Source organism: Dyadobacter subterraneus, from assembly GCF_015221875.1.
In the GTDB taxonomy this organism is placed as follows: domain Bacteria; phylum Bacteroidota; class Bacteroidia; order Cytophagales; family Spirosomataceae; genus Dyadobacter; species Dyadobacter subterraneus.
Genome location: NZ_JACYGY010000002.1, coordinates 1228156 through 1242714 on the forward strand (window position 1 = coordinate 1228156; position 14559 = coordinate 1242714).

The 14559-nt window shown below is 39.3% G+C and carries 7 protein-coding genes; 3 read left to right on the forward strand and 4 right to left on the reverse strand.

The window, feature by feature from the left end; genetic code table 11:
* Positions 1–134 precede the first annotated feature (134 nt).
* Together IEE83_RS30670 and IEE83_RS30675 are read right to left on the reverse strand one after the other, a co-directional pair.
* On the reverse strand, positions 135–2618 hold the full coding sequence (locus IEE83_RS30670; RefSeq protein ID WP_194124519.1) for a glutaminase family protein: 2484 nt from the start codon (positions 2616–2618) through the stop codon (positions 135–137).
* 177 nt (positions 2619–2795) lie between these two features.
* Positions 2796–4886, reverse strand: coding sequence for a protein-disulfide reductase DsbD family protein (locus IEE83_RS30675; protein ID WP_194124520.1), 2091 nt, complete (start codon positions 4884–4886; stop codon positions 2796–2798).
* Between the two features lie 317 nt (positions 4887–5203).
* Between IEE83_RS30675 and argB the strand changes: the two genes are divergently transcribed.
* From argB to IEE83_RS30690, 3 genes are all read left to right on the forward strand, one after another.
* Complete coding sequence (gene argB, locus IEE83_RS30680) at positions 5204–5992, forward strand: acetylglutamate kinase (RefSeq protein ID WP_194124521.1); 789 nt, start codon at positions 5204–5206, stop codon at positions 5990–5992.
* 424 nt (positions 5993–6416) lie between these two features.
* Positions 6417–9734, forward strand: coding sequence for a SusC/RagA family TonB-linked outer membrane protein (locus tag IEE83_RS30685; protein WP_194124522.1), 3318 nt, complete (start codon positions 6417–6419; stop codon positions 9732–9734).
* Positions 9735–9754: 20 nt separating this feature from the next.
* Positions 9755–11353, forward strand: a complete 1599-nt coding sequence (locus IEE83_RS30690; protein ID WP_310588621.1) for a SusD/RagB family nutrient-binding outer membrane lipoprotein — start codon at positions 9755–9757, stop codon at positions 11351–11353.
* A gap of 93 nt (positions 11354–11446) precedes the next feature.
* Here the strand turns inward: IEE83_RS30690 and IEE83_RS30695 are convergent, their stop codons facing one another.
* Entirely contained in the window at positions 11447–13141 is a 1695-nt protein-coding gene (locus IEE83_RS30695; protein ID WP_228102147.1) for an FG-GAP repeat domain-containing protein, read from the reverse strand.
* Between the two features lie 13 nt (positions 13142–13154).
* Complete coding sequence (gene argH / locus IEE83_RS30700) at positions 13155–14489, reverse strand: argininosuccinate lyase (protein ID WP_194124524.1); 1335 nt, start codon at positions 14487–14489, stop codon at positions 13155–13157.
* Positions 14490–14559 lie beyond the last annotated feature (70 nt).

Below are 14559 nucleotides of genomic sequence, written 5' to 3' on the forward strand. Positions count from 1 at the left end.
TCATACGGACTTCGAAATTTCCAAAATCGCTGCCCTTACCAATTCTTCTGAATCATTTGTTGAAAACGTTCGCGAAGATTTAGAACGGAAGAAATAAAATGAGGTGAGCATTTAAAATACTCACCCCAATCCAGTTATTTTAACTTTGCTTCCAAAACCTTCATATAATATCCTCCAACAACCGAGCGAGCTCGGAAACCAACCGATTTTCCATCTGTCGTTTCATGCCAATCTGAAAGAGGAATCCGATCCGGAGTTTCTGTTACATATTTATAAACCGGTTTAATCAGAGCTTCAAAATCCTTTTGATTATCAGCAAGAGTAGCAGTCCAGAAAATCCAGTCCGATTTGGTATAAGTCTTACGGCTATCCAATGGTAATCCGAAAGCCAGCTGTTTTGTCAAATAGAAGTTAATTTCCTTTTTTGCCACTTCTTTTGGAAACACATTCAAGCCAAGAAGCTTATCCCAGACCAAATTATATTTCTGGCTCCAAGTTCCTTTCTTGTCAAAAGTTAATGCATAGTGATTGCCATCCGCAGCCATTTCCATCCATTTTTTTGCAAACTCTTTAACCAAAGCATTCACTTCGTCTGCTTCTTTTTTCTGACCTAATTGTTCAGCAAGTTTCGCATAGCTGGCTAAACCCATAATGGCTTTTATAGACAAGTTAGTATTGTGCGCCAAATGGCCGGCAAAGTCATCCGTACAAAGCTGATTTGCAGGATCGAAACCTTCTTTTTTCAAATAGTTGGCCCAAACAGTTAAAGTCTCCCAGTGTTTCTTCGCAAATTCCAAGTTCTTTTCAGCTTTGCTGATTGCGTAAGTCAGAATTAGCATATTACCCGATTCCTCAACCGGCATATCTTCATCGTAGGTTTGTCCGTTTGCAAGTGGATAAGTACCTACGTCATGTGCTGCGAAAGGCTTTTTCCATTTTCCACTTTCAGAATAGTAGAAAATCGGTTCCATCATTCCTTTTAAAAGGGTCGGGTTATAAACAAGAAAAAGAGGCGCAGAAGGATACGTTATGTCCACGGTCCCGATTGATCCGTTACTAAAATTTTCTTTTGACAGGAATAATGGCACTCCATCTGGTCCGGCAACCAGTTTGTGGGCAGCAATAGCCTGTCTGTATACTGCAACGCAAAGTTCAGCATAACTTTTTCCACCCGATTTTAAAGCATCATCATAAACTTTCAAATCAACAGCTTTACAGTCATTTATGATTTGACTGAACTTGTTTTCAGCCTCTTTCAACTCTCCCTGAATTGTCTTATCACCATTTTTATTCCACCACGGAAGCAGGTTTTTTTCAAAATACTGAACTGAAAATTCGTCGTCATAACCTAGCAAAACGTGATTCGAAGAGCCTTTGGCATCAACCTTTCCAAGGTTGGAAATAATTCCCATCGCCCTCGTTTCGCCGGTACCGATCACCATGGTATTGATCGGATCCAGTACACCTTTTTGAGAGAAACTTTTTATCAGTCCGGCTGGTGTTCCGAAAGCTGAACCTGAAACCGTTTTTTCGGAGGCTGCCAAATACGCGTAACCCCAGTCAATACGTACATCATCACCTTTTCGCTGTAAAACTTTTTGATCCAGACTTCCAATTGCAAGCGTAACCAGGCCACCATCTTTTCCGGCTCTTTCAGTTACTTCCTGATTACCTTCATTGACTGCTAATAATCCTGAAACAGAAGTCAATATCTGAACATCATGTACTTTTCCATCCTTCGATTTTACATCGTAAACAATATAATTAACCGGTCTGGAAAGCAATGCCAGATTATCCATCAACAAAGGAGCGACAAAACTTGCTGTGATCTGTACTGTTCCGGCGTCAAAAGTATAAATGCTTTGTGTTGCTTTCATCATCATGCTGGTTTGTTTCGCAGCTATAATTACATCTGCGCCTTTTGGTGCAATTTCGTCAGTCAAACCAATATCGATATATCCTGGTCCGGCTCCGTTTTTGCAAAAAGCGGCTAAGGTATTTTTGCCTTTTCTTAATGTTTTTTTTGCAGCTTCACTGATCTTTTTTGTTTCATAACCACCGGTAAAGCAATTGGCACATTCATATGCAGAAACCCCATTTATAAAAACGGCTACATCATCGTCATGAAAAATGTTTAAACCAATCTTTTCAAAATTGACATTATCCAAAGAAAATTCCCGGCGATACCATACTTCTTTTGGAAAAACTGTCCCGGTTTTCAGCATATTGTCATTACGGTCTTTTGTGCCAAAAGGAGCCTTCCCGCTTTTCCAGCCAGTTGCTTTGAAATTTTCTTTATTCCAGTCGGCAGCTGGTTTTTCTGTGGTGTATACTGCTTCATATTCCTCCACTTTTGCTGTGCCTACAATGGTTTTCAAAACAGGTACAGCAGCGCCCATGAAACGAAATGTTTTTCCATCAACACGAATTAATCCGTCTATTGGATTCGGTTTGCCTGTCCAGTGTTTAGTAGGTGAGCCGTTTAGTTCACTACCAAATGACCAGACACTGGTATAAGGATCAACCGTAATAAGCGGGACAGCAGGTGGACGGAAATTCTGGGCAAAGCAGGTATTCAATCCAAATAATATGACAGCAAAAAAACAGCCTTTAGTCATTTGATAAAAATTTGTTTTCACAGATTCTGTATATTTTTTTGTTGAGTTAAGGATTTGAAAAAACGTTTTAGCGAAAAGACGAAGTTCTGGAAAATATGCTGATTTTCTTGTTATTTATAAATAAAAATGGCTTCACTGTCTGAACAATGAAGCCATTTTTAATAATTGGTATCGAATTTATTTCTTAAAAGCAGCTTTTGCGCTTTCCAGAAAGGCTACAAAATGAGCCGGATTTAAGTCATAATTTTTTGGAGCAACCAGAAGATCACCATTTTGATCCACGATGCAGTAATGTGGCTGCGCATTATTGTTGTATTTAACAATTTGCAAATCAGCATTTTGTGCACCAATGGTTTTCTTTACCTTGTTATCATATTTTGAGGTATACCAGTCGGCTTCCGGTAATTCAGTTTTGTCATCCACATAAAGTGCAGCAATGACAAAATCATTTTGAAGACGTTTCAAAACTTCCGGATCCGGCCATACTCTCGCTTCCATTTCACGACAATTCACACAGCCGTGTCCTGTAAAATCGATGAAAACAGGTTTGTTTACTTTTTTAGCATAAGCCTGTGCTTCTTTGATATCAAAAAATCCATCCAGATCATGCGGCAAATGAAACAGATCAGCATATTTTTTAGTCTCACCCGAAGATGCTGACGGAGCTATTCCGCTTACCCTTTTACTTAAATCAAAATCAATTGTGGATTGTGGAGGCAAGTAACCTGCCAATGCTTTCAAAGGTGCGCCCCACATACCCGGAATCATGTAAACGACAAAGGTGAAAGTGATGATAGAAAGTAAAATTCTTGGAACACTTACACGTTCAATCGGAGAATCGTGCGGCGTAAGGAGTTTTCCCAAAAGATAAAAACCAATCAGCGAGAAAATAACAATCCAGAAAGCAAGGTAAACTTCGCGGTCAAGCAAATGCCAGTGATAAACCTGGTCTGCAATACTTAAAAATTTCAACGCAAGCGCAAGTTCAAGAAAACCCAGCACCACTTTTACAGTATTTAACCAGCCACCAGATTTTGGCAAAGATTTAAGCCATTGAGGAAATAATGCAAACAAAGTGAAAGGAATTGCAAAAGCAGAAGAAAACGCCGCCATTCCAACAATCGGTTTTACAACCGCACCGCCCGCTGAGGCAACTAACAAACTTCCAACAATTGGCCCAGTACAAGAAAATGAAACCAGAACGAGTGTAAATGCCATGAAGAAAATTCCTGCATAACCTCCCTGATCTGATTTCGCATCCATTTTATTCACAAAAGCACTTGGTAAAACAATTTCAAAAAGTCCCAGGAATGATAATCCGAAAACAAAGAAGATGGCGAAGAAAAGTACATTTGGAATCCAGTGTGTACTCAGAAAATTTGCAAACGCCGGTCCGTTCAAACGTGAAACAACTGTTCCAATCAAAGTATAAATCAATACAATGGATATACCATATAATAAGGCTTTAACTTTTCCATTCGTCTGATTGGTGAAATAACTCACCGTCATCGGAATAATTGGAAATACGCAAGGTGTCAATAAAGCAACTAAACCTGATAAAAAAGCAGCAAGTGCAAATGCCCATAAGGATTTATCTGCACCGGTATCTTCCGATGTCAAATCTGTTTTTGGTGATTCTGATTTCGCCTGGAAAGCTGCGGCAGAATCGCCCGCAGTTAAAGAAATATTAGCTGTTTCCTGAGTAGTCGTGTCTTTTACTTCTGTATTGGAAGCAGTTGTTTTTTCTTCGCCAGGAGTGGTTCCGATGGCCGGTTCGGCAGAAGTGCCTGCTACCACTTTCAAACCTTTAAATTCAAAATCATCGCCTCCCGGAACGCAAGTTCCTGAGGTGTGGCTGCAAGTCTGGTATTCTGAGGTTCCTTTTATAACAGGATTATCCGTAAGTATTTTTACAGTTTGTTTAAAAACCGCTTTTCCATCAAAAAACTTAACATTTCCGCCCCAAATTTCCTCATATTTTGTTTTGGGATTTTGAGGTTTCAGTTTCCCAACCAATTCATAAGACTTATTTTTGGTATACGAAAAAGTCGTTAACATGGGCCCAAGTTCGGGATCAAAATCAGAAGAGTAGATATACCAGTCTTTGTCGAGCACGGCCGTAAAAACCAAGTCTACCACATCGCCCTGTTTTACTTCACCTTTTGAGAACGTATAAGTCCATTGCGCATGTTTTTGAATTTGGGCAGTGGCACTGGTTTTTGCAAAAAATGCACAAACAATAATGAATAGAAAAAGACTTCGTTTCATCGGATATTTTGATAGTGGGAGCTGAATTGCATAATTCAGGTTTCAAGTTCTAAAGATTTCCGGCTGCTCATTGCTTCCTCCGGACTTAACTACTCAACGTAATTTTTCTAAAAAAATTCACGTTGTAAAATAACGTAAATTCCAGCATGTATCACATAGGCAGAATTATGCAAATTTACTTGTCCGGTACTGGTTAATGGAGGAATTTCGTCAGAGGTGAAATTTATTTTATTAAAACCTTCCAGCGCATTTAAATTCCAATCCACGATTTCTTCTAACTTTGCGGCCTTGAATACAGAAAAGTAACCATTAATTCAATGTCTGAAACGCTTTACGTAATTAAAATCGGTGGTAATGTAATTGATAATCCTGATGCCTGTGCCCGTTTTTTAGCGGTTTTTGCACAGTTGCCCGGGACGAAAATTCTTGTACACGGAGGAGGAAAAGTGGCTACACAAATTGCCGCCAGGCTTCAGATTGAAACACAAATGGTTGACGGCCGCCGGATTACCGACAAACCGATGCTGGATGTAGTGACAATGGTTTATGGTGGGCTGGTTAATAAAAATCTGGTGGCAGGTTTGCAATCATTAAATTGCAATGCGATCGGGCTGACGGGTGCTGACGGAGGCATAATCCGTTCTGTAAAACGTCCCGTAAAAACAGTTGATTATGGTTTTGTCGGTGATATTGAAGAAGTAAATGATACTCAGATTGATGCTATATTAAATAGTAAACTGATTCCGGTAATCGCGCCGCTTACGTATAGTAATGAGGGGTCACTTTTAAATACCAATGCTGATACGATGGCTTCGGCTGTTGCGGTGGCCATGGCAAGTCGTTTCGCTGTAAAATTGATATATTGTTTTGAAAAAAAAGGTGTATTGTCGGATCCTGACAATGATGAAGCTGTTATAACTTCCTTAACACCTCCCACATATGCTGAATACAAAGCTTCAGGTGTTATTAATAAAGGAATGATACCAAAACTTGACAATGCATTTTCTGCTCTGGACCGAGGTGTTGCCAATGTAATTATTTGTCACGCGGATGACTTGGAGAAAGCGGTTTATGGAGATGCCGGTACTACTATCTCCAATGTGTAGCTGATAAATTCAAATAGAATAATGTAGTATTTATTCTTAAAGCTTTAAATAAATTCTGCCCAACAATGTTTGTGCGGAATTTATATTTTTTTGAGACATGTTTATTAAGAAAAAACCAGGAGACATTCATATTGAAGTCCGAAAATTACTTTTGCGCGTGCTTGACATTTATTTAATTGAATTTTCTCTTCTAAAATTATAAGATAAACCATAATAGATGGTCTTATAGTTATTGATCAATTTCCTCTTTAAACAAAAGATTCTTCTTTATTACGCTCACTTCAACATATATATTAATAAGATTTTGAATAAACATAATTTTTTTTAAATGCTTTTGATATTTATTAAAATATTTTATTAAGTTTGTGTGCTTTAATTCTTTTATAGAATAATTGCTGTTCACTTATAACCTTTTTTACTCTCTATGGGAAAAAATTTACTTAAGCTTATTGTCATGATTATGGTAATGAGCGCTCCCGTTTTCGCTCAGACGATTACGGGAACAGTTACGACCAGCTCCGACGGGCAAACTTTACCAGGTGTATCTATTCTGGTAAAAGGAACTACTTCGGGAACAACCACGGATGCAAACGGGAAATTTACTATTTCTGCTACTGCGGCCAACACATTGGTTGTATCCTTCATTGGTTACAAAACACAAGAAGTGCTCGTAGGAAAGCGAGCAGTGGTGGATGTATCTATGGCTGAAGACGCTTCTCAATTAAATGAAGTTGTTGTTACGGCACTTGGTATTAAAAAGGAAGAGCGCGCGTTGGGATATGCCACTGCCATGATTAACAATGAATCTTTGGTAAAAACAGCCTCGCCTAACTTTGCTACGGCATTGTATGGTAAAGCGCCTGGTGTTACGATCAATGCTACTCCTGGTGGAGCAACCAGTGGTGTTAGTATTAGCATTCGTGGTTTCAACTCCATTAATGGAAATACACAACCGCTTATCGTAATGGATGGTATTCCAATCCGTAATGGTGAAGCAAGAAATACAGATTACTGGGGAGATCAACGTATCCGTGGTAACGGTCTTTTGGATTTGAACCCTGCTGATATTGAAAATATATCAATTCTTAAAGGTGCATCTGCTGCGGCATTGTACGGCTCTGAGGCCACGAATGGAGTTGTTTTGGTAACTACTAAAACTGGAAAAGGGAAAAAAGGCTTTGGTGTAGATTTTTCTGCAAGTTATAACGTAGATAGAATTGCTTATCTGCCAAGATATCAGGATGTAAGAGGTCCTGGTTATGGCTTGAACTACGCTAACGGAGGCCAGGATGCAAATGGCTTTATTTCTTATAATGTTAATGGCACTGCAGTAAGAGGGTTACTAGGTGCATCTGTTAACTTCGGACCTAAATTTGACGGACAGCCTGTAATGGCTTTTGACGGAGTGGTGCGGCCATATGTTGCATCTGGCAACAGTTATGCTGATTTGTTCCAAAACACAAGCAGCTCAAATATAAACCTTGCGGTTTCAAAAGTAACGGATAATGCAAATATTCGTTTCTCATTCACTCGCCAGGACAACGGGATGATCAGTTACGATGCGAAAAACAGCAAAAACATTGCAAACTTTAACTCTAGCTTTAATACAGGTAAGAAATTAAAGACGGATTTGATGGTAAATTTTGTGAATCAGAAAACGCACAATCGTCCTTACAAAGTGGATAGAATGATCAATAACTTCACCGGGATGATGAACCGCTTTGAGTCTGCTGACTGGTATTTCAACACCTATCAAACAAGCCAGGGATATAAATATGTAACAGCAGCTTCTGGAAATCCAAGCTTGACTCCTGATGAAAATATCAAGTACAACGGATTTAAAACGGATATTGCGGATTACGTATGGAGTACAAGAAAGAATACTTATGATGAATACAGCAATCGTATCATTGCAAGTTTGACACAGCACTGGCAGATCACTGATGATCTGAAGTTGAGAGGAAGAATTGCAACAGACTTTACTTCTGAAAGAATTGAAGACAGACAGGCGACTGAAAAACCTCTTGCGTTTGGTTACTCAGGTGGATTTACGCTAAACAATAATCTTTATAATAATGTTTATGGAGATCTTTTGTTGACCTATACGAAAAAATTAAATGCGGATATGTCAGTGAATGTAATGGGAGGATACACCGCAAACAAAACATTTAATACAAAAATGGGCCGTTCTACCAGTGGAGGTTTGAGTACAGAAAACTTCTATGATATCTTGGCTTCTGTTAATACAGCTACGGGAACTACTACCCGTGAGCGTAATATGCGAGATGCTTATATTGGAACTGTCAATTTTGACTACAAAAACTTGTTCTTTGTTGAAGGTACAGTCAGAAGGGACCGTACGTCACTATTAGCTCCGGGTAACAATTCTTTTGTCTATCCTTCAGTTAACTCAAGCTTTGTATTCAGTGACGCGTTTAATCTTCCAAGATTTATAAGCTACGGTAAAATCAGAGGTTCGTTCGGTATCGTGGGTAGCTATCCTGATCTTTACGCTGCGAACAATTCATACCTGCAAAACACACTTAGCGTACAGCAAAAAGGTGGTTCTTCTGTTCTTTATACTTACATCAATTCTGCTTATGGTAATGATAAAATCCGTGCAGAGAAGAAACATGAATTTGAATTTGGTTTGGAGACAAAACTTTTCAACAACCGTTTAGGTTTTGATCTTTCGTATTACAACGCGAAAATCGTTGATATGATCCTTCAAATGACAATTCCTTCTTCAAGTGGTGCCAAGTCTGTTCTTGCTAACATCGGTAACATGAGAAACCAGGGTCTTGAACTGGCATTGAATTTCTCACCTCTTCAATCAAAAGATGGCAACCATCTAAGCTGGGATGCGACTTTAAACCTTGCAAAGAACGTTAATAAAGTTATTACGCTTGCAAATGGTGCCACGGAATTTTTACATGCTGACTACGATGGAAATGCAGCACAGCTGAGATCTGTTGTGGGACGTCCAATGGGTGATATTTATGCACATGGTATCTTGAAAGATGCACAGGGAAGAGAAGTTGTTGGTGCTGATGGTATTTATCAACTGGATCCAAATTTCAAAAGAGTAGGTAATGCTCTGCCAAAATTAACAGGAGGTTTGATCAACAATTTTAGCTACAAAAGCTTCACGCTTGATGTTGTTACAGATTTTAGATTTGGCGGATCAATTATGCCAACTGGTATTAACTGGATGACTTCTCGTGGTTTAACAAAAGAAAGTTTGAATGCAATGGATACCGAGCATGGTGGTTTGACATACTACATTGATGAAAACGGTAAAGGTGTTCAGACAAGTGAAGGTGCTGCTCCAAGTGGCAAGACACTTTACCATGACGGTATGTTAATGAATGGCGTTACTAACGATGGTGAAGCTAACACAAATGTTGTTCCCCAGTCAGTTTATTATAACAATACTTATAACTGGGGTGGGCCGCAATACAGCAACTCACGTTACGAATTGTATGTGAAGAAAAACACTTACATAAAAATGAGAGAGATTTCACTTGCATACAGACTTCCATCTTTCATCGCTCGTAAAATCGGAACTCAAAATGTAACGGTGTCTGTCTTTGGACGTAACCTTTTCTTCCTTTACAGAACAATTAAAGATATGGATGCTGAGCAGGCCAATTCAAGTTCAAGATGGTATGAAAACATCAGCAATGCAGGTAACAACCCTTCTTTCCGTACGTTTGGTGCAATGTTAAGAGCCAGCTTCTAATTTTTAATTTGATTATGAAAATGAAAAAGATATCATCATTTATATTAGCAGGACTTTTACTGGGTGCAGTATCCTGTCAGGAATCCGACATTGCTGAAAACTATACTGATCCCTCGAAAGTTGCTGTAACTTCCGTAGAAAAACAATTTACCGGATTTCTTGTTTCAACAAAAGATTACGTCCTTCCTGGATATACCAATTATTTTGTTGCGTTGAGAACTTCTATCAACCATTACAATCAAGTAACTGGCTGGGTTAATGACGCATCTGCCCAGTTTGTCCCTGGCTCATCTGGTACAGAAGCGGTTTGGTTCAACTATTACAATATGTTGGCGCAATACCGCGAACTTCAAAAAGTTTATGCATCTAAGACTACGACTGAGCAGGCGGATCGCAAATTCTTTATGACAGTTGCCCGTATCTTCCTTTACGATCAGACTGAAAGAATGATTGATCTTTTTGGACCGATTCCCTTTACCGAGGCAGGTTTTTTAAGTACAAATGGTGGAGATTATGCTGCTTCATATGCAAAGTTTGATGATCCTCAGACGCTTTATACTACGATGCTGGATGATTTGAAAGCGATTTCTACGGAATTAAACGCTACAACGATCAACGCTGGTTATCAGACATCTTTCAAAACACAAGATATCATTAACAATGGTGATCTTACTGCCTGGAAGCGTTATTGCAACTCACTTCGTTTGAGAATGTTAAACAGAGTTTCAGCTGCATCAAGCTTCTCATCAAGAGCAACTACTGAAATGGCGGAGATTCTTGGTAATTCAACAACTTATCCAATTGTTGAATCCAACGATCAAAACATTCAGCTTGATGTTTACGATATCAATACGGATATAAATTCAAAAGGTTTTAAAGACGGAATTGCTTCTGATGGTGGCTGGTACGGAAACACAGCCGGAAAGAAAATGATGGATTTCATGAATACAAATGCTGATCCTCGTTTGCCAATTCTTTTTGAACCGGGAGCAAATGCGGCAGGAGCCTACATTGGTATTGACCCAAATGCAACACAAGCAGTTCAATCTGCGCTTTCAAATGCGGGTGTGGTTGCAATTTACAACCGCTACGTTACAAGTCATAACCAGTTTTTCCCTGGAGTAATTATTAATGCGGCTGAAGTCAATCTGATCAAGGCTGAGTATTATTTGAGAACTTCAAATGATGCTTCTGCTAAAACTGCATACGAAACTGCAATTTCTCAGTCTGTGAAATTTTACAACTCAATTATTGCTATTAGTAATGCAACGGGTGTGAATGCTGCACCTGCTGCAGCTACAGATGCATCTATTGCTGCTTACATCCTAAAAGATGGGGTAAGCTGGGATAAAGCAACATCAAGTGCGGCCAAGCTGACACTTATTGGAACGCAGAAATGGCTGCACTATAACCTGGTTCAGCCATATGAAAACTGGGCTGAAACACGTAGACTTGATTTGCCATCTTTCACTTTCCCATTAGATAATGCAAACAAGCAAACCGTACCGCCGGTAAGATGGACTATCCCGGCTAATGAGATTACTTACAATGCAGCTAACTACGCAGCAGTGCAAGGAACAGATAATCTTAATACCAAGCTTTTCTGGGATGTAAAATAGTCTGAGTTCGTTTTAATAATAATATCAAAAAAGGCAGATCGTGAGGTCTGCCTTTTTGATATTATGCTGTTTCTAAATGATTCTTAATGAAAATCACTTTGTTCCGTTTGTTAGAACAAGCAACTGTGGAAAGGATGTAATTCCTTGAAAAATCAATGTCGTCAGTTCTGAAAGATTGTGAAAGTAGGAACCTAAGACAATGTCTTGATCGCCGTCATGGTCAAAATCAGCAGCATCCATTGTTAGCCACTTTCCATTAGCCGCTGCCGGTGTGGAAAATGCTTTGAAGTGAAGTTCTCCTTCGTTAGATAAATAAATAAATCTTTGTTCTGGATTGTCAAGTTCGGTGTAAAAGGAAATAGCAGCCAGGTCAATATCTCCATCGTTGTCAAAATCCCGTGCAATGGCTTTGCTTGTACCGTATAAAGGATAAAAGAACATTTGTTTAAAATTGTCTTTACCATCATTCAGATAGATTCGGACGCCGTGGTAATTTTTTTTCACCGCCGAATAATCCCAATTGTCTCCATTGGTCAGAAGGATATCCTGAAAGCCGTCCTGATTAAAATCGGTAAGCTCAAAATAACTTGCGCCAAAAAGTGGTTGAAAACGCATCAAAGTTTTTTCCTGAAACTTACCATTTCCAAGATTATAAAAAATGGCCATTTCTTCCCGAGCCTGTGCCATGAGCACCATGACATCAGGTTTTTTGTCATGATTGAAATCTGCGATCTCCACTTTTCTGGCTCCGGGAAAAGCTTTTAAGACATGCTCTTTGGTTGGCTGAAAGTTATCATACCAAAACAATTTTCCGGAATGATTTCCAAATTCGCAGATAAGAGCATCTTCCTTACCATCCATATTGATATCTGAGGAAACGAATTGTACCGGCCGGTGCAATCCTTCGATATTAAGGTAAGAAGATTTGGTTTTTTGTTCAAGTGCAAGTGATAACAGCCGGCCGGAACGTTGCTCGGACGGTTTAAAACTCCCGATCATAAGTAAACGTGGCGCTGCATAAGCCGGAAAATCTATATCTGTTGGAGGACTATCAATCGATTTGGTTTCTTTTAAATTGAACTGGTTGTCTAAAATATATAAAGTATTCTGGGCGTCGCCAACATAAAGTCGTGACGTCGATTTGTCAAATTTTAGTAAAGTAGTTTGTGGAAAAGGTTTGTCTCCCAACATGATTTCCTGCGTTTTAAACAGAGGAAGATTGGCTGTTATTGGTAAAACGTTTCTTTGAGGAAGTGGCATTGCCGGTGCTTCTAATTCAAAATATGCCACAATTTTTGCCCACTCATCGTCTGAAACAATTTGATTTTCAGGATAAATATCAAGATCACGTATCCGTTTTTTTTCTTCTTCCGGCAAATCTTGATAAGGATTTCTTCCTGCACTTTTTACGCCAAGACGCAGCCCCATATTGGGTAAAACAGAAGTAATCCAAGTATTTTTATCTAATAGCGACGGATCTGGGAGGATATGACAGCTTTGACAATATTGTCCCGCCAATTCCTTGCCTGTTAATGAATCCGAAGTTTGTTTTTGAATTAAATCAGGAGAGGTTATAGTTGTATGATTTTCATTTTCAGTCCGTGAAAATGAAAATATCCAAATGGAAATAAAACTGATAACAATAGGTTTCGTGTAAGGTATTTTCTGCATTTGCTGAGGTACAACAAGCTTATTTTTTGAAAGAAATATTTCGGGATTAAAAAAGAAATCAACCCTTCCCGGGACATGCCCTATATTAACTTCTTTAGTGACCTCGATGATTTTCAAACGCCGTGTATTATCAAACCGTAAGATTATCCAAAGCAGCTTTTACATTATCAAACCCAAACCGCGCCAGTTCATTATCCATTCGCGCCTTGATCAAATCATTTTGCAAATTTCCGATACTTCCTTCATGCGTATGTTTCAATTCGCGAGGTGCAACATAACTACCGTCACCGATTTCCGCTCCAACCTGACGGTATGCATCCCGGAAGGGCACGCCATTAATTACCAGTTCATTCACACGCTCCACACTGAAAAGTAAATCATACTTTGGGTCATCCAGTAGATTTCGTTTCACTTTGATATTTTCAAGCATAAAAGCTGCAATATCCAGACAATCCAGAATTTCGTCAAAAGCAGGCATAAGGATTTCTTTCAAAAGCTGCATATCGCGGTGATAACCCGAAGGAAGATTGCTCAAAACCATCGTAATTTCCATTGGAAGCGCTTTCATCCGGTTTGTTTTGGCACGAAGCAATTCTGCAACGTCCGGATTTTTTTTATGCGGCATAATGCTGCTGCCCGTCGTAAGATCATCTGGTAGAACGATGAAACTAAAATTCTGACTATTATATAAGCAAACATCCATGGCGAGGCGGGAAACCGTTGCAGCCACAGAAGAAATGGCTGTTAAAGCAGCCTGTTCCGTACGTCCGCGGCTCATTTGCGCATAAACCACATTATGATGCATACCTTCAAATCCTAACAATTCAGTAGTCAGTGTGCGATTTAGAGGAAAAGAAGAACCATAACCTGCGCCTGATCCCAGCGGATTCCGATTGGCTAAACGATATGCGGCATTTAATTGAATCACATCGTCGATCAAACCTTCGGCATAAGCGCCAAACCACAAGCCAAAAGAAGAAGGCATGGCAATTTGCAAATGCGTGTAACCCGGTAGAAGATCATTTTTATGTTCTTCCGATTTCCTGATCAATACATCAAAAAGTTTTTCGGTAGCCTGAACAACCTGAAAAAGACGGTCGCGGGTATACAGTTTCATATCAACCAAAACCTGGTCGTTACGTGAACGTCCGCTATGAATTTTTTTACCGATGTCGCCTAATTTGCGCGTCAGCATCAATTCAACCTGTGAATGAACATCTTCGACGCCATCTTCAATCACAAAATTGCCTTGCTGGATTTGTGCGTAAATTTCAATTAGTTCTGCTTTCAATGCAGTCAAATCGTCTGCCGTAAGTAAGCCGATTGTTTCAAGCATCGTTGCATGTGCAAGATTTCCAAGCACATCAAATTCAGCCAGATGTAAATCCATTTCACGATCACGACCAACAGTGAAACGTTCTATTTTTTCAGAAGTAACGGTATTTTCTTTTTGCCAGAGTTTCAAAATCAGTAGACGAATTATGGTTACACAGAGGTACGCAGAGTAGGAATGAGAAACACAGAGGTGTTATTCC